This window comes from Streptomyces sp. NPDC055140 (assembly GCF_053607285.1).
Genome location: NZ_JBSGTG010000006.1, coordinates 213,724 through 231,253, shown reverse-complemented (window position 1 = coordinate 231,253; position 17,530 = coordinate 213,724). Strand labels below are relative to the sequence as shown.

14 protein-coding genes are annotated in these 17,530 nt (G+C 68.3%); 11 read left to right on the top strand and 3 right to left on the bottom strand.

Annotation, left to right across the window (positions count from 1 at the left end; translation table 11 throughout):
* Positions 1-118 precede the first annotated feature (118 nt).
* From ACWFR4_RS14845 to ACWFR4_RS14830, 4 genes are all read left to right on the top strand, one after another.
* Positions 119-838: a GntR family transcriptional regulator gene (locus ACWFR4_RS14845; protein ID WP_453652724.1), complete on the top strand. Its 720-nt coding sequence runs from the start codon at positions 119-121 to the stop codon at positions 836-838.
* On the top strand, positions 835-1,827 hold the full coding sequence (locus tag ACWFR4_RS14840) for an ADP-ribosylglycohydrolase family protein (RefSeq protein ID WP_453652722.1): 993 nt from the start codon (positions 835-837) through the stop codon (positions 1,825-1,827). The genes ACWFR4_RS14845 and ACWFR4_RS14840 overlap by 4 nt, the downstream gene beginning before the upstream one ends.
* A gap of 119 nt (positions 1,828-1,946) precedes the next feature.
* Complete coding sequence (locus tag ACWFR4_RS14835; protein WP_453458143.1) at positions 1,947-3,425, top strand: purine-cytosine permease family protein; 1,479 nt, start codon at positions 1,947-1,949, stop codon at positions 3,423-3,425.
* Positions 3,422-4,390 carry a PfkB family carbohydrate kinase gene (locus ACWFR4_RS14830; protein ID WP_453652720.1) on the top strand — a complete coding sequence of 323 codons (969 nt, stop codon included), beginning with the start codon at positions 3,422-3,424 and terminating at the stop codon, positions 4,388-4,390. Before ACWFR4_RS14835 ends, ACWFR4_RS14830 begins: the two co-directional genes overlap by 4 nt.
* A 232-nt stretch (positions 4,391-4,622) precedes the next feature.
* Here ACWFR4_RS14830 and ACWFR4_RS14825 read toward each other — a convergent pair whose 3' ends face one another.
* A complete protein-coding gene (locus ACWFR4_RS14825) occupies positions 4,623-4,955 on the bottom strand; it encodes a hypothetical protein (RefSeq protein WP_453458138.1) in 333 nt (110 codons plus the stop codon).
* A 214-nt stretch (positions 4,956-5,169) separates the two neighbouring features.
* Positions 5,170-6,192, bottom strand: a complete 1,023-nt coding sequence (locus tag ACWFR4_RS14820) for a LacI family DNA-binding transcriptional regulator (protein ID WP_453652718.1) — start codon at positions 6,190-6,192, stop codon at positions 5,170-5,172.
* Between the two features lie 166 nt (positions 6,193-6,358).
* Between ACWFR4_RS14820 and ACWFR4_RS14815 the strand changes: the two genes are divergently transcribed.
* From ACWFR4_RS14815 to ACWFR4_RS14795, 5 genes are all read left to right on the top strand, one after another.
* The gene (locus ACWFR4_RS14815) at positions 6,359-7,630 is read left to right on the top strand and encodes an ABC transporter substrate-binding protein (RefSeq protein WP_453458133.1); all 1,272 of its coding nucleotides are present in this window, start codon (positions 6,359-6,361) and stop codon (positions 7,628-7,630) included.
* A 63-nt stretch (positions 7,631-7,693) separates the two neighbouring features.
* Positions 7,694-8,599, top strand: a complete 906-nt coding sequence (locus tag ACWFR4_RS14810) for a carbohydrate ABC transporter permease (RefSeq protein ID WP_453652716.1) — start codon at positions 7,694-7,696, stop codon at positions 8,597-8,599.
* 107 nt (positions 8,600-8,706) lie between these two features.
* The gene (locus ACWFR4_RS14805; protein WP_453458128.1) at positions 8,707-9,504 is read left to right on the top strand and encodes a carbohydrate ABC transporter permease; all 798 of its coding nucleotides are present in this window, start codon (positions 8,707-8,709) and stop codon (positions 9,502-9,504) included.
* A gap of 2 nt (positions 9,505-9,506) precedes the next feature.
* Entirely contained in the window at positions 9,507-12,152 is a 2,646-nt protein-coding gene (locus tag ACWFR4_RS14800; RefSeq protein WP_453652854.1) for a hypothetical protein, read from the top strand.
* A 333-nt stretch (positions 12,153-12,485) separates the two neighbouring features.
* Entirely contained in the window at positions 12,486-14,942 is a 2,457-nt protein-coding gene (locus ACWFR4_RS14795) for a glycosyl hydrolase family 95 catalytic domain-containing protein (RefSeq protein WP_453652714.1), read from the top strand.
* Between the two features lie 431 nt (positions 14,943-15,373).
* On the opposite strand, the gene ACWFR4_RS14790 is transcribed toward ACWFR4_RS14795, so the two are convergent.
* Positions 15,374-15,889, bottom strand: a complete 516-nt coding sequence (locus tag ACWFR4_RS14790; RefSeq protein ID WP_453458123.1) for a winged helix-turn-helix transcriptional regulator — start codon at positions 15,887-15,889, stop codon at positions 15,374-15,376.
* A gap of 106 nt (positions 15,890-15,995) precedes the next feature.
* Between ACWFR4_RS14790 and ACWFR4_RS14785 the strand changes: the two genes are divergently transcribed.
* Both ACWFR4_RS14785 and ACWFR4_RS14780 read left to right on the top strand, forming a co-directional pair.
* Positions 15,996-16,781, top strand: coding sequence for an SDR family oxidoreductase (locus ACWFR4_RS14785; RefSeq protein WP_453458120.1), 786 nt, complete (start codon positions 15,996-15,998; stop codon positions 16,779-16,781).
* 25 nt (positions 16,782-16,806) lie between these two features.
* Positions 16,807-17,166, top strand: a complete 360-nt coding sequence (locus ACWFR4_RS14780) for a nuclear transport factor 2 family protein (RefSeq protein WP_453458117.1) — start codon at positions 16,807-16,809, stop codon at positions 17,164-17,166.
* Positions 17,167-17,530 lie beyond the last annotated feature (364 nt).

Below are 17,530 nucleotides of genomic sequence, written 5' to 3'. Positions count from 1 at the left end.
GTGCGCAGGCCGACAGCGATCTCGGGTCCGGCCTGAGCGGCCCCCGGAGCCGCGGTCGCACGGAAAAAATCCTCTGCAGCTATGGACCTGAGAGGACCTGTCCATTTACTGTCTGGACATGCCTGGACAGGTACACAAACATCAACGCATCGCGAGCGTCCTCGCCGACGAGATCCGAGCCGGGGTCCACACTGAAGGCAGCCGACTCCCGGGGGAGTACGCGCTCACCCAGCGCTTCGGTGTCAGCCGCACCACCCTGCGGCAGGCGCTTCAGGTCCTCGGCGAAGAAGGGCTCATCTCCACCCACGCCGGGATCGGCTCCTTCGTCACCTACGAGGGAACGCCACTCGACAACCGCCTCGGCTGGACCAGAGCGCTGGCCGAGCAGGACACCGCACTGCACACCGAGACCCTCCGCTTCGAAGAGGTGACCGACTGCGATCTGGCCGAGGAGCTCGGACTCGATTCGGGTGCATTCATCGCCCTGGACCGGGTCAGGCGGCTCGCCGACGGACAGGGCGTATCGCTGGAGCGCAGCAGAGTCCCGGCCACCGGGGGCCTGGCCGGGCTGCCCGAACGCGGCCTCGACGGTGGCTCACTGAGCCGGACGCTGATCGCCGCGGGCCGGACCACCGACTCCGGCGAAGGCGTGGTGTCGGTGCGCGGGCTCGACGCGGCGGAGGCCGCCGTACTGCACCGCTCAGCCGGCGAGTCCTTTCTGCGGCTCACCCAGGTGTACCGGGCGGCCGACGACTCGGTCGTCGAGCATGTCACCAGCCTGCTCGACCCCGCCAGATTTGAACTGCACGTACGCTCGGGCCGAGGAGGCCGACTGTGACCGACCGACTCGACCGCGCCCTCGGTGCCTACTACGGACTCGCCCTCGGTGACGCTCTCGGCATGCCCACGCAGGTGATGTCCAGGGAGGACGTCGTCCGGGTGTACGGGACGCTCACCGGCTTCGAACCCGCTCGCCCCGACAATCCGGTCAGCGCGGGTATGCCGGCCGGGTCCGTCACCGACGACACCGACCAGGCCGTCATCGTCGGCCGGCTGATCGACGAGGGCCGCGGTCGGATCGACCCCCTGCGCCTCGCCCATGAACTGCTCGACTGGGAGAAGGAGATGAAGGCCAAGGGTTCCTTCGATCTCCTCGGCCCGTCCACCAAGGCGGCTCTGGACGCGGTGGCTCGTGGTGTCCCGACTCAGGAGGCCGGCAGGCACGGCACGACGAACGGCGCGGCCATGCGCGTCACCCCGGTCGGAATCGCTTTCGCCGTCGAGCCGCTGGACGCCTTCCTGGACCATGTCGTGGAGTCCTGCCAGGTCACCCACGACACCAGTATCGGGATCGCGGGCGCGGCCGCCGTAGCTGCCGCCGTCAGCACGGGCGTCGGCGGAGGCACGCTGGGCGAGGCCGTGGCCGCTGCTGTGGCCGCGGCGCGCGCCGGTGCACGGCGCGGGAACTGGATCGCGGGAGCCGACATCGCGTCCCGGATCCAGTGGACGCAGGACCTTGTGCGAGATCTCCCGGAGGCCGAGGCCCTGGACCGGATCGTCGCGCTCGTCGGCACCAGCGTCGCAAGCCAGGAGTCGGTGCCCGCCGCGTTCGCGGTGCTCGCCGTGGCCGGCGGCGATCCCTGGCTAGCTGCCCTGCTCGCCGCCAACCTCGGCGGCGACAGCGACACCATCGGTGCGATCGCCGGTGCGGTCGCCGGGTCGGTCACGGGGCTCTCGGGACTGCCCCCCGAGGCCGTCCGAACGCTCCGCAACGTCAACTCCCTCGACCTGGAACCTCTGACCGCCCGGCTGCTCACGCTCCGCTGAGCCGCCCGGAACCCGGCCACGGGCAGGGCCCCGAGGCCCCGCCGCTTCGCCCAGCACACGCGCACACCTTCCCCGCTCTCCCCACCCGCCCTTTTCGCACCCTGCAAGGAGGTTCCGTCATGGCCGCTTCGAAGGCGAACGATCGCGTCGGTGCCATCGAGACAAGAGGGATCGAACCGGTCCCCGACAACGAGCGGCACGGACAGGCCGGCCAGATGTTCTGGACCTGGTTCGCCGCCAACATCAGCATCCTCGGGCTCCCGCTCGGAGCGACCCTCGTCGCCTTCCGCGGCCTGAACGTCTGGCAGGCGATACTCGTTGCCGTCGTCGGTTCCTTCGGTTCCTTCGCGCTGGTGGGAGCCCTGAGCCTGGCAGGCAAGAAGGGGGGCGCGCCCGCACTCACCCTGTCCCGCGCGGTCTTCGGACAGCGGGGCAACGCGGGTCCGACCCTGATCACCTGGCTGAGCCGGGTCGGCTGGGAGACGATCACCACCACGACCGCCGCGTACGCGCTGCTGGCGATGCTGAACACCGCCTTCGGGATCGGCCGGAACACCGTGCTCACGCTCGTCTGTCTGCTGGTCTTCATCACCTGCACGCTGCTGATCAGTGGACTCGGCCATGCCACCATCATGTGGATCAACAAGTGGGCCACGGTCGTCTTCGGCGTCCTCAATCTGGTCGTGATGGGTTTCCTCGTCGCCACCGTCGACTGGTCCAAGGTCCTCCATGTCCCGGCGGGGCCGACCAGCGGAGTGATCGCGGGTGTCGGCTTCATCGCCGCGGGCACGGGGATCGGCTGGGCCAACGCGGGTGCGGACTACGCCCGTTACCTGCCCCGCGAGATTCCCGGCCGCCGGCTGATCGGGGCCTCCGCGTTCGGCGCGGGCATCCCTCTCGTGCTGCTGATCTCGCTCGGCTCGCTGCTCTCAGCGGGCGACCGGACGCTCGCCACCTCCTCCGACCCGGTAGCCGCCATCAACGCGATGCTGCCCTCCTGGATGGCGATCCCCTATCTCGTCGCGGCCTTCGGCGGGCTGCTCATGTCGAACCACCTGTCCACCTACTCCGCCGGGCTGACGATGATCACTTTGGGGCTGCGGGTGCCGCGCACCGCCGCAGTCGCCCTCGACGTGGTGCTGATGTTCGCCGGCGGTATCTACTTCATGCTGATCGCCGACGACTTCTACGGGCCCTTCTCGACGTTCCTGACCCTGCTGGCCGTACCCATCTCGGCGTGGATCGGAGTCATCGCGGTGGACTCGCTGCGCGGGCGTACGTACGCCCCCGAGGCGCTGATGGACACCACCCGAACCAGTCGGTACTGGTACTCGGGCGGATTCCATCTGCCCGCCGTCCTCGGCTGGGCCGCCGCCATCGTGGCCGGTCTGCTCTTCACCAAGGCCTCGACCAGTGAGACCGACGTCTGGTTCGCGGGCCCGCTCTCCGGCACCTGGTTCGGTGTGAACGGTCTCGGCTGGGCGATATCCATGGTCGTCGGTGCCGCGGCGTACGCGCTGTTCGCCCGCCGTGCCGATTCCGCCGCCGGCAGCGGGAACGAATCCGCAGCCCCCGCTCTTCAGGAAGCCGGACAATGAACGGCCGTCTCGTCCTCGCCGGGAACGTCATCGCCGATCTCGTGATCGAGGTTCCCGCGCTGCCCGAACGCGGCGGCGATGTCATCAGCACCCGTACCGAAACGACCGCCGGCGGCGGTTTCAACACCCTGGTCGCGGCCCGCCGCCTCGGCACGGAAGCGGTCTTCGCCGGGCTGCACGGCACGGGACCGTACGGCGATCTCGTACGCGACGCCCTCGCCGCCGAGGACATCGGAACGCTGCTGCCCGTCCGTACGGACGGCGACACCGGCTTCACCGTTGCCCTGATCGACAGCGGTGGGGAACGAACCTTCGTCACCAGCTTCGGAGTTGAGGCCACGCTGACATCGTCGGACATCGACACGCTTGCCGCGGAGCTGCGTCCCGGTGATCTGCTGCAACTCTCCGGCTACGGGTTGGTGCTGTCGGCCAACGGCCCGCTGCTGTCCGGCTTCACGGCGGGGCTCCCGTCGGAGATCACCGTCTGCCTCGACCCGGCGCCCCTGGTGGCCGACATCCCCGAGGCCGTTCTCGCGCCGGTCCTCGCCCGTGTGGACTGGCTCAGTGTCAACGCCCGCGAGGCCCGCCTCATGTCCGGGCACGAGGATCCGCGGGTCGCGGTGACGGCGCTGCGGGACCGGTTGAGCCCGGGCGCGGGCGTGCTCGTGCGGGCCGACAAGGACGGCTGCTGGCTGGCGGCGCCCGGCCAGGCACCGACGCACGTGCCGGGATTCCCGGTCGACGCTGTGGACAGCAACGGCGCGGGAGACGCCCACGTCGGTTCTTTCCTGGCCCTGATCGGCCAGGGCCACGACCCCGTGACGGCCGCCCGCGGCGCCAACGCGGCGGCAGCCTACGCGGTGGCCCGCCGCGGCCCCGCCACCGCGCCGGACCGGGCGGCACTGGCGGCGTTCCTTGGGCAGGACCCTCTCGCGCAGCGACTGTTCGGCGCCGATACGCACTGAGGGCCGGACGAGCACACATCGGCCACGCACATCCGCACGCTGGTGAGGATGTGCGTGGCGGTCGCACTCACGAGAGCCGGGCCGGCGACGAGAACGAGCGGCCCAGCCGTGACTGCGTGCACCAGGGCGTCGTCACTCACGTCCAGGGGCGCTGGAGACCACGCCGTTGAACTGACCCTGACCCGCTATGGCAGCAGTACCCGACTGCTGCGCCCCATCAGCCAGTTCACCGTCACCGACGGGGATGACGGTCACATCGTCTATTCGCCCGCGCGGCACACTGGTCCGGGCCGCCGTCGAGGACGATGGCGCCGGTCTCGGCCACCGCGACGGCGCAGGCGGTGACGACAGTGTCGACGCGGTCGAGCGCGGCCGGGAATTGCGCGGCGTCGTCGGCGATGCGCTTCACGTTCGCGTCGGGCAGCCACGCGTCGGGCAGGCCCGGCGGCGTCACCACGATTCGGGCGCCCCGCTCGGAGAGCAGTCGGGCCACCGTCGCCGCCAGTTCGCCGGAGGGGCAGCGGTGCACGATCGCCCAGTAGCCCGCCAGATTCTCCGCGAGCATCCCACCGTCTCCTCGACGGTCCGCGCACCGTACTCGAGCAGATGGCTCCGCTCGATGTCCGTGTCGTACGCCGTCGGCACCCCGGCCGGGCCGTCGAGCGCGCCGCCGTGACCCGGCACCTCCGGCGACGCGCGCCGTATAACGTTATCGCGCGACTCGGGTGCCCCTTCGTGCGAGCACGAGGCGCAAGGCATCGACGGCGCCGCCCCGGGCGTCAGGCGCCTACCTCACCGGAGCCGCGGACTTTCAAGGCCACCGGGACGGTCACGGTCTGCGCAGGGCGCTCGGGGTCGGCAATGCGGGCGCGGAGCAGTTCGACGGCGGTCCGGCCGATCACGGAAGTCTGCTGAGCGACGACGGTGAGGGCAGGTTGCAGGAGGTCGCTCAGGGGTACCTCGTCGAAGCCGACGAGGGCCAGCCGGGAGGCCGCCTGCGGGCCGAGGTGTCTCAGGACAGCGAGTGTGGTGTCCATGTTTCCAGTGACCAGGGCGGTTGCCGGATCGGGTCCGCGCAATGCCGTGTCGAGTGCTGCAGCCACGCGCTCGGGGGTGATCTCGCCTGAGTGCACCAGGCCTTCGGCTGCCTCGCCGTGGGCACGCAGAGCCGCGCGGAAGGCCACGGCGCGCTCCCGCCCGGAGAAGACGCGTTCGCTGTCGCCGATGAAGGCAATGCGGCGGTGGCCTTGCTGGTGGAGGTGGTGGAAAGCCATGCCGATGCCGGCGGCGTTGTCGGACATGACGCAGTCCACGGAGATCCCACTCATCGGGCGGTCCATGGCAACCACCGGCACGCCCGCGTCGAGTTCGGGCTGGAGGTAGGCGTGGTTCTCGCCGAACGGTTCGACGATGATGCCGTCGAGGCGTTGCCGGCACATGGAGATCAGGATGTCGCGTTCCCTGGTCTCGTCGAAGTCCGTCGAGGCGGCCAGGAGAGTCAGGCCGGCTTCCCGGGCCGTTCGTTCGATGGCTGCCAGTTCAGGGTTGGCCTCGGCAATACGGCGGACGGCGGCGCCGATGGTTCCGGCTACGCCGGTGCGCAGTTGGCGGGCCCGTTCGTCAGGGCGGTAGTTCAGCGCGGCGATCGCGGCCTCGACCTTGACGACATACTCCGACCCCACCGTGGGGTCGTTGTTGACCACCCGTGAGACGGTGCGCAGGGCCACCCTGGCCTCGCGTGCGACGTCGACCATCGTCGGACGCTTGGGCCGCCCCCCGTTCTCCCGCCGTGCTCGCGTCATCCGGCAGCTCCTCCTCGAAGACATCGGACCGATATCGAACCGGCCCTTGACACATTCCCGCAACCCGCTTCTATCCTCGCGATAACGTTATCTCGAAGGATGGCACGGCGTCGAACCGGCTCGGTCCGCCCCATCCATCGGGCCGCATCGTCCCCAGGAGACTTCCATGAGGCGCAAACGTCCGACCCTTGTCTGCCTAGCCGTGGCGTGCGCCCTCTCCGGATGCTCTGCTGCGTCGACCGGAAGCGGGACGGGCCGCAGCACCCTGACGTACCTCACCTTCGAGACCCCCAGCCTCAACGCGAAGTTCTGGGACACCTCGATCGCCAACGCGCAGAAGAAGGTCCCGGACGTCTCTGTGAAGAAGATCGTCGCGCCGAGCACGGACCGGGACGCATACGCCAAGCAGTTGCAGGCCTCCGGGCAGTTCCCGGACCTGCTTCAGTCGATCACTCCATCGACGTTCGCGACGGCCGGGCTGCTCAAGCCGTACGACCAGAAGTGGGTGAACGCCAACTTCCTGCTGCCCAAAGGCAACGCCAACAAGGGCGAGGTCTACATCCCGCCCACCAACTCGCAGATCATCCCCGAGGTCTTCTACAACAAGAAGCTGTTCGCCAAGGCTCACATCGCCGCGCCGCCGAAGACCTGGTCCGAGTTCATGGACGTATGCGCCAAGCTCAAGGCCGCCGGTACCACACCGATCGAACTGGGCGGCGGCGATCCGTTCTCTGCGTCGATGCCTTTGGTCGGCATCCTCTCCGCTGACGTACTGGGCAAGAACCCGAACTGGCTGAAGGAACGCTACGCCGGAAAGGTCCATTTCACCGACGCCAATGTGAAGGCGGCGGTACGCAAGTACCGGACGATGGCGAAGAACGGCTACTTCGAGGACGGCGCTCTCGGCGTCAAGTATGCCGATTCCGTCACCAACTTCACGTCCGGCAAGACCGCGATGTTCATGATGGGCAGCTGGTTCCTCGGTTCCGTGCCCAAGGATCACGCCGACGACTTCGGTGCCTTCCTCACCCCCACCGACGACGGGTCGCTCGTGGTGCCGTTCTCGGTGGGCGGCTCCATGGCGATCAGCGCCAGGACAGCCGACCCGGCCAAGGCCACCAGGTTCGCCGAGGCCTGGTCCCTGGACCCTGCCAACTACAAGGCCCTGATCGAGGGGGACGGCGCGTTCCCGATGCTCAAGGGCAAGACCCTGGACGACTACGACGTGGATGTCACCAAGGTCTACAAGGACTCCTACTCCTACGTCACCCAGCGGAACACGAAGGTCTCGGCGTTCGGCTGGGCGACCAACGATGACTCCATGCCCTCCGGGCTCAACGACTCCTTCTACGCAGCCAGTCAGGCGCTGTTCTCTGCGGACGACATAGGCGGACAGCTGGCCAAGCTGGACGCCGCATGGGACTCGGCGACCAAGTAAGTCACCTCACCTGCCCCGGCCGCACCGGCCCTGGCGCCCCAGACCTTCTCCGAGGAAAGAGCCATGTCCATCCGTGCCATGACCATCCGAGCCCGCCCACGCCGTGGCGACCGGCCCCTGGCCTCGATCGCGCTCCTCGCCCTGGGCCTCTACGCCCTGTTCATCATCGTTCCCGTGATGATGAGCGCCTGGAAGAGCCTCACGAACGAGAACCCGCTGCTGGCACAGGCCGACTTCGTCGGCCTGTCCAACTACACGGAGATGGCGCACGACAGCGCCCTGGCCGGAAGTCTCGGCTTCACACTCCTGCTGGCCGGCGCCGTGACCATCGTCGCCAACGCCGTCGGCATCGGATTCGCGATGCTGCTCAACAAGACTTCGATGAGCTTCCGGATGATGCGTACCGTGGCGTTTCTGCCGCAGGTGCTGTCCGGTGTCATCGTCGGCTACGTCTGGCGCTACATCCTGGCCCAGGACGGCATCCTCAACAACCTCCTGGCCTCGCTGGGAATCATCGACCGGCCGATCACGTGGCTGGGCAGCCCGCACCTGGCGGTCCTGTCCGTCGGGCTCGTCGCGGCCTGGGTGCTGACGGGGTTCACCACCGTCGTCCACCTGGCCGCACTGCAGTCGATCCCCGGCGAGCTGTACCAGGCCGCGATGGTCGACGGCGCCGGCCGGTGGCAGCGGTTCAGGCGGATCACGTTCCCGATGCTGGCCCCGGGCACCACCATCAGCGTCACCATCTCTCTGATCACGATGCTCAAGCTCTACGACATCATCACGGTGCTCACCTCCGGTGGCCCGGCCAACTCCACACAATCCACCGCCCTTTACATCATCCAGCTCGCCTTCACGGACAGCCGCTACGGCTACGCCTCGGCCGTCGCGATGCTCCTCCTCGTCGTCTCCACCGCCATCGCACTGTCGGTGACCGCCCTGCTGCGCCGCCGGGAGGTGGACCTGTGAGCACGTCGACAACACAACGGCCCGTAGTCCAGGGGCGAACAGTGACACCACGGCACATGCCAACTCCGCGCGGGAACGGCCGTGCCTGGGGTGCTCGGGGGCACCTCGTGGCAGCCGGACTGCTCACCCTGGCCTTCGTCAGCCCGGTCTACCTCACGCTCGTCAACGCCTTCAAACCACAAGACCAGATCATCCGCAACCCTGCGGCTCCCCCCGCGCCGCCGACCTCGCACAACCTGACGGATGCTCTCGACCGTACCGACCGGATCGTCCAGATCGGGCTGACCAACTCCGTGGTCACCGTCCTCGCCTCGGTCCTACTGATCATCCCGCTGGGCGCGGCCCTCAGCTTCTGGCTGTCCCGCCGCTCGGCCCGCCTGCGCAGGATCGTCCTGGCGGGCTTCGGCGCAGGCCTGATGATCCCGCCCGCGGTAGTGCTGCTCCCCACCATCCGCGTCCTGACCTTCCTGCACCTGGACCACACCTACCCGGGCCTGATCCTGGCCAACGTCGGAGGCGGTTATCTGTCGTTCGCGGTGTTCGTCTACTCCGGCTTCCTGCGGTCGATCCCCGGCGAGATCGTCGAGGCCGCGACCGTGGACGGCGCCGGGTCGCTGCGGATCTGGTGGACGATCGTCATGCCGCTGCTGCGTCCGGCCACCGCGACCGTCGCGATCTTCCTGTCGCTGTGGATCTGGAACGACTTCATGAACCCGCAGTTCATCCTCGGTCCGCTGAATGGTCAGACGATCACCACAGGGCTGTATCTGTCGGTCGGTCAGTTCTCCACTAATTACGCCCAGTTGTTCGGCGTGATGCTTCTGGCGGCGGTCATTCCCGTCGCCGGCTACCTCGCGCTGCAGAAGCAGTTCATCGCTGGACTGACCTCGGGAGCCACCAAGTGACCATGCAGGCCACCGACCGCACCGTGGGCATCGGCAGCACGGGTGTCCCGGATCTGGGCGATGTCGCCGGGCACCGGGTCGACGCGGACGAGATCGCGCATCTGCCCTCCCTTCGCAATCAGCAGGGCCAGGCCCACGTCAACCACGATCTGACCTCCCTGTCCTGGCTGGCCGCCCCGCCGTTCACCTTCGGCTACCACACCGGCGAACTGTCCGTGGACGGCGTGATCCCCGCTGCGCAGCACTTCCTGTGGAAGCCATGGGGTGTGTTGCGTGAGTACCGCGGGGACGGGCTGCACCTGACCACCGACACCCGGATGGCGCTGTCCCAAGACCTGCTCCTGTGGCGGATCGTGGTCACCAATGAGAGCAGCGAGACAAGAACGGTCGAGCTGGCCCAGGATCTCTTCGCGATGGTCGCCCACTCCGACGTCGGCTACGGCTGGTTGTACGACGGCCCGTGGAACCACGGCCGGCACCACGACTTCATGGCCCTGGAACGCATCCGTGCCACCACGGGCGGAGGCGAGCGGCACTACCTGCTCTCACCGGCGCCACGGCGGCTGAGGCTGGGCAGGCCCCGTATTCCGGGAATCCAGCGCGACGAGGATCACGGTCCGATGCTCCTGGACGACGCGCTCCCGGCGCACGTCAGCGGCGACACGGAGCCGGAGCCGCGGGTCGGCGTAGCCGGAGCCCTGCGCGGACTTCGGGTGGAAGGGGCCGACGGCGAGGTGATCCGGTGGGGTGATGAGGAGATCGCGCTGACGCCCGACGGCGAGACGAGTTCGGATCGCTTCGTGCTCTCCTCCGGCCTGAAGATCGGCTTTGAGCTACAGCTCGAGGCGGCGGAGCAGTCCGGGACGGTTCTCACGCACGGCAACCACCCTGACTCGCTGCAGATCGGGGTCGACCGTGGCCGACTTTGGGTCGGCATCACAGGAGAACGGGAGTTCACCGACGCCGAACTCACCGTCGGCGACTGGCATCACGTCCGTGTGGACGTCGAGCCCGACCACGTCGTGCTGTGCCTCGCGGGCTCGGAAGTCGCCCGTACACGGCACTGGACCGCATCGCGCCGTTGGGCGGCCCGGATCGAGGACGGCACGGTCGCCTTCGCGGACTCCCAGTCACCGGCGCGCGCTGTCTACGCCTTCACCGGGCCATCCGGTGAGCTGGGGACCGAGGGCGCCGGCGGCTGGGCGGCATGGACTTGCAGGCTCGAGCCGGGGCAGAGCATGTCCATCGGGATCAGCTGCGCATACGGCACCGACGCCGACGCCGCCTCGGCACAGGCCCGTATCGCTGTCGAAGGCTTCGAGGCGGCAATGAGCGCCTCGGAGGGCGGCTGGCGGCGGCTATGGGCCAGCATGTTCACTCCGAATAATGCTGACTTCACCGGACATCTGCCGACCTTCATCACCGAGGACACCGGACTCGCACGCACCTACTACATGGGCGCCCTTCAGGCGCTGTATCAGCGCAACACCCGCATCCGGCCCGACGAGCCGGTGTTCCTCACCGGCGGCCCCCGGCTCGGTCCGACCACCACCTACTTCTGGGACCACAGCGAGTGGAGTCGCCTGTACGCACTGCTGGAACCGGACGGACTGCGCTCCTGGCTCCTCCGCGTTCTGGCCGGCCCCTACCGGGACTCCTTCGGCATCGAGAACCTCGGTGGAGGTCCCCTGGGCAATGCCTACAGCGCCAACGACTACGCCCTGTTCCGGCTCATCGAGCACTACGTCTGCATCACCGGCGACCTCGCCTTCCTCGACGAGACGACCGGTGGAACGACCGTCCTCGCACACCTGGAGCGGCTCGGGCTCGGGTGGCGCGCGCGGCGTAGCGCGGCCACCGGTGGCGTGCTCGCCGACTTCGGCGACGATCCGTGGCAGCTCCTTGAGTGCGTGCCCACATACACCGGCGTCGTCGCTTCCTTCAACGGCGCCTATGTCTCCTCGACGCGCTCGCTGGCCGGACTGTACCGGCGGCTCGGCCGCCACGAGGAGGCCGAGGAGGCCGAGGCCGAGGCCGGTCAACTGGCCGCCGGGCTCCTGGACTTGTACGCCGGTTCGGGCCGCTGGCAGGTACGCCGACCGGACGGGACCGACACGATCGGGCACTGCCTGGACTTCGGCTTGGTCGCGGCGGCCCTCCACCGTGAACTCCCGGACCGGATACGGCGGGAGATGGCCGACTTCGTCACGAACCGTCTGCTGGTGGGCGGTTGGATGCGCGCGCTCAGTCCCGATGACCCGATCGCCGCCGCGTCCGACCGTCCCGACCATGGCGCGGCCGGCGCCTTCGCCGCCTGGCCCGGCGTCACCGCCCACGGCCTGGCCCGCCTCGGTCGGCGCGACCGGGCGATCGCTCTCCTGCGCGACCTCCCCTCCGCCGCTTCGGGCGGGCTGTGGGGCCAGGCCATGGAGATCGTCACCACTGACGACGGGCAGCAGCGGGCCCGAGTGGCCGAGCGAGGCGTGGCTACACGCGAGTGCATCGCAGGTGCGGCCGGAGCCGAGGCGGTGCTCTCCGCTCTGTTCGACATCAACCCGACCTTCGCAACCGGCGGCCCGGTCTCCCTGCCCGCCACCTCGTCCGTCGACGGCGTGGGAACGCTCACGCACCTCGGCCCGGTCCGCTGAACAACCCTGGCGACACCCGCAGAGACTGACATCGTCATGCCGACGATTCACGGCTACGAAGCCAACCCCTGCCACAGCATCATCGGCGGCCCCATTGCCGCGTCCTGTGGTCTCGTAGCCGATCCGTTGCGAGCGGGGCTCACCGAGGCCGCCCCGGCCCGTGACAGACGCATCGCCATCAGCGCGGCCCGACAACCGGCTCACGCCCAGCTGCTTGATGCGGCGTACTTGGCCACAGCGTGCGAACACCGTGGCCAGACCGCGCCGCTCTGAAACGCCCGTTCATCAAGAGCGGGATCCCGGATGAGAGATGAGAAGAAAGGTCACACCGCAGTGACATCCTCACTTCGTTACCGGCAACACATCAGCACCACGCTGGCCTCGGCCCTGATGGTCCTCGGCCTGACAGCCCTTCAAAGCGGCTCGCCCGCAGCCGCACAGACCTTCAGCGATCCCACCCCGGACCGGGCGCTGCGCACCGTGTCGCAGTTCCAGGGCGAGTGGGACTCCCCGCCCACCGCTTTGACGAACGGTGGGACCGTCGACGCCCCCCTCTTGGGCAACGGCGACCTCGGCGTCGCGGTCGGCGGCTCCGTCGACGACCAGACCTTCTACCTCGGCAAGAACGACTTCTTCTCCACCGCCACCAACGGCATCGAGCCGCTGGGCCGGATCGTGCTGTCCGTCCCGGGCCTTGCCGACGCCGACTACCACGTCGTACAGAACATCGCTGAGGCACAGGTCGAGGGCACCTATACACTGGGGAGCGAGACACTCGCATCCAGGAGCTGGGTCTCGGCCACCGAGAACCTGTTCGTCACCACCCTGCGCCTGTCCGGCTCGTACACGCAGGACGCGACCATCACCCTGCAGGACGGGCTCGGGAACACTCCGTCAACCTCGGTCGAGGACGGCGTACTTGACGCCGACGTGCAGGCCGGAACCGCCTCCGCCCCGGGGAACCCCCAGGCGCGTATCGCGACAAAGGTGCAGGGCACGGCCGCGAAACCGTCAGGCAACCGGATCAGCCTGACCCTCAAGCCCGGCGTGACCTACACCGTCACCGCGGCGATACGGAGCAGCCACGACACACCCCGCTACCGGTCCGTCGCCCACTCCGCGGTCACCGAGCTGACCGGCGGCTCGCTGGCGAAGCTGCGTGCGGCCCATGAGTCCTGGTGGCGGAAGTACTGGTCCCGGTCGTTCGTGCAGATCCCTGACCAGGCCGTCGAGAAGAGCTGGTACGGCTCGCTCTACTTGCTCGGCTCGGTCTCGCGCGGCGGGAAGTACGCCCCGGGCCTGTGGGGCAACTGGATCACCGGGAACATGAACTGGTACGGCGACTACCACGCCAACTACAACTACGAAGCGGCCTTCTACCCGGCGCTGTCCTCGAACCACGTTGCCCAGATGGATTCCTACGACGACCCCATCCTGGACTGGATGCCCCGGGGCAAGGCGAAAGCCGCGGCAGGCGGCTACAAGGGCGTGCTCTATCCCGTGGGCATCTCGCCCAACGGCACCAGTGCCGCCGACGACCTGTACAACCAGAAGTCCAACGCCGTGAACCTGGCCAGCGACATGGTCATGAAGTACGAGTACACCCGCAGCGCCTCCTACGCGCGCAAGGTCCTTCCCTATCTCGAACAGGTCGGGCTGTTCTGGCAGGAGTACCTGACCTGGGACGAGGCCACGGGCACGTACAACATCCACAACGACGCCCCGCAGGAAGGCGGCGTCTATCCGCAGACCAACAGCGTCCTCTCGCTCGGTCTGGTGCACCTGCTGTTCCAGGGCCTGATCGACATGAGCAACGACCTCGGCGTCAACGACTCGCTCATCCCCACCTGGCAGCACATCGACAGCAACCTCGCACCGCTGCCCACGATGACGAGAAACGGTCAGACGGTCTTCCGGCAGACCTCTGAAGGCTCCGGCTGGGTCAGCGACGGCAACGACGTCGCCGTCCAGGCCGTCTACCCAGGCCTCCAGGTGGGTCTGAACAGTTCACCCGACCTGCTCCAGACCGCGCGGAACACGATCACGCAGCTGAACAACTGGCACAGCGACAATTCCCCGGCCACCTTGTACGCGGCCGCGGCAATGGTCGGCTACGACCCAGACACGCTGATGAAGGAACTGCACACCGAGGCCACCGCCTACTCGTACCCGAACATGGCGGTGCACCACTACGGCGGCGGTGTCGAGAACCTCAACGTCACCACATCGGGGCTCGACGAGATGCTCCTCCAATCCTTCCAGCACGACATCAAGGTCTTCCCGAACTGGCCTGCCGACTCGGATGCCAAGTTCGGCGGTCTGCTCGCCTACGGCAATTTCGTGGTCTCGAGCAGCATGCGGGACAACTCCGTGGAATACGTCCGGATCACCAGTCGGTCCGGGGGAAAACTCACGGTCACCAACCCGTGGCCCGGACGGTCCGTGGAGTACTACGCGAACGGTGTCCGCAAGGGAACCCTCTCGGGCACCACGATCAAGGTGAACACCTCCGTCGGTGAGACGATCACCCTCGCGCCGGGCGGAACCAGCCTGGCCACCATCCAGCACGAGTCAGCGCAATCCGCCAAGGGCTCGGCAACCGGTTCGCCCACCACGGGCTCGGGGCCCGCACTGACCCAGCCGACCCGGACCAACACCGTCGATGCCAAGAGCGGCGGCGATGGCCGGGGCACGGACCTGCACCCCGGGCTCTCGGATTCCCTGGCAGCAGAACGAACGGGGATGCTTGGGGCGGCACGGCGCTCATCGTCTGCGGCGCCACGACGCTGAACCTTGGGGGCCTTCCCCGAAGCCCGACGTCACCGCCCGGGTGCCCCACCGGGCTTCGGGAAGGTCCCCGTACGACTCCCCATCAGGAAACCCCTGGACCAGTTCCACTCATCGCCGAGGCTCCGGCCGTACGCCGAGGTCGACAATCCGGCATGCTTCCCCACTACTCACCCCCTGGTCCGTACGCCGGCCTCCCGCTCACGGACCAGGATCCGGCGCCCATGTGGCTTCCGATCCTTCCGGATGTCGAACGTCATCGCACCCCTTGAGCTGGGGTGTTGCGACTCCTCGCCTCACTTGATCTGGTCTTCAACGGCTCGGGATGATTGGCATGCGCGACACCGGCGGCGAGCAGGTGTTGCCCAGTCGTTCAGGTACGACCTGTGCGTCCCGGCCCTGCTCGAGACCGTTCGGTGCTTGTCCGGGGTGCCTTACGCCTCCGCGGGGGTGGCCGGCCGTGTCGCGTAACGGTGGCGCATGGCGTCGCTGGCTGCGGGACCTGCGGTGAAGACATAGGTGTCACTGTCGTCGAGTCGGCGGCCGGTCTTGGCGTCGACGACGACGGGCTCGACTTCCTCGCCATTGTGCGCGTCGATGAGGATCATGCTGCGTTCCGCTGGTGTGAGGCGGGAGTTGCCCCACGCGGCCAGGGCGACGATCACAGGTCGCAGGGATTGCCCGAGTTCGGTGAGCGCGTACTCGTGGCGTACCGGGTTGGTCCGGTAGGGCCGGCGCTCCATGAGTCCGTCCGCGACGAGGGTTTTCAGCCGGGTGGTGAGCATGCTGGAGGAGATGCCCAGGCTCTCCTGGAACTGGTCGAATCGGGTGTAGCCGTCGAAGGCGTCATGGAGGATCAGCAGCGTCCACCACTCGCCGACGTGTTCCACCGTCGTGGACAGCGGGCACTCCCGGTCCTCCAGCCTGATCCGGCTTGCCACGGCGACCATCTCCTCAGTTACTGCTAAAGTCGAAGTTAGTAGCTTCTATTTTAGCAGTTAGCAGTAATGACGGGAGCGGTGCCTTCTGCGCCCGCGCCCGGGAACGGAGCACACCGTGAGCGCATCCATCAGTGAATCCCTCGAAGGCCGGCGTGCTCTGGTCACCGGCGGTACCAAGGGCACCGGAGCCGCCATCGCCCGACGGCTCACCCAGGCCGGCGCGACCGTACTGGTCACCGCCCGCAGCCGCCCCGACGACGTCGAGGAGAAGGCGTTCATCGCCGCCGACCTGTCCACCGCCCAGGGCGCGGCCCATGTAGTCGCCGAGGTGGAGGCCCGCGTGGGAGGCGTCGACATCCTGGTCGACAACCTCGGCGGGTCCGAGGCGCCGGCCGGAGGGTTCGCGGCGCTCGGTGAGGACGACTGGGCCAAGGAGCTGAACACGAACCTGCTGGCCGCCGTCCGACTGGACCGGGCGCTCCTGCCGCACATGATCACCGCGGGCAAGGGCGCGGTCGTGCACGTCACCTCGATCCAGCGCCGTATGCCGCTGTGGAACGGCACCTTGGCCTACGCCGCGGCCAAGGCTGCCCTGACCACCTACAGCAAGGGCCTGGCCAACGAGGTCGCCCCGCACGGCGTCCGCGTCAACACCGTCTCGCCCGGCTTCGTCCAGACCTCGGCCGCCGACAACCTCGTCACCCGGATCGCCCACGACGCAGACATCTCCCAGGAAGCGGCACTGGGCCAACTCATGGACTCCCTGGGCGGCATCCCGCTCGGCCGTCCCAACCGGCCCGAGGAGGTCGCCGAACTCGTCGCCTTCCTCGTCTCCGACCGCGCCTCGGCCATCGTTGGCGCCGAACACGTCATCGACGGCGGCACCACCCCCACCGTCTGAATCCGCCACCACGCCAAGGAACGTCATGCAGGACAACCAGCCCCGAACCACCACCCCGGACAGCCTGCCCGAGGTGGTCACCCGCTACCTCGAAGCGCACCACGCCCACGACACCGCCACCGCAGTCACGGCGTTCACCCGCGAAGCCACAGTGATCGACGACGGCAACACCTACGAGGGCACTGAGGCGATCGAAGGGTGGCTGGGCCGGTCCGCCGGCGAATTCACCTACACCATCCAGCTCGCCGGTATCCAGCAGTCCGACGCGACCCACTACATCGCCACCCACCACCTCGAGGGCAACTTCCCCGGTGGCACCATCGATCTGCGCTACCAGTTCACACTCCGCGACGATCTCATCGAACGCCTCGTCATCGAGCCCTGAGTCCGCTCATCCGCTGCCGCCTGCGCGACAAGGCCCGCTCACCCCGGGCCGCCCGTCCCAGCCGTCAGCCGCCCGACCGCCGGGCCAGCCCTCAACGTTCGGCATCCACCCGCAGATCAGTTCACGCTTGCCTGAGGAATCAAGGCGAGCAACTCCGAGGCCATCCTCAGCACAGGGTGCGGAGATTCAAAGATCCCATCAGCCTGTCCCCGCACCCGAGACGGCGACCAGGCGATCCAGGAGACCCCTGGCGTCAGGGTCGACACCGTCGTGGGGGGCGGGGGCCGGTTGTCAAAACGCCAAACCCGCGCGCCCCCCCGGGAGGCCCGCCCGGCCACCCGCGGGGGAAGCGCCGAAGCAGGAG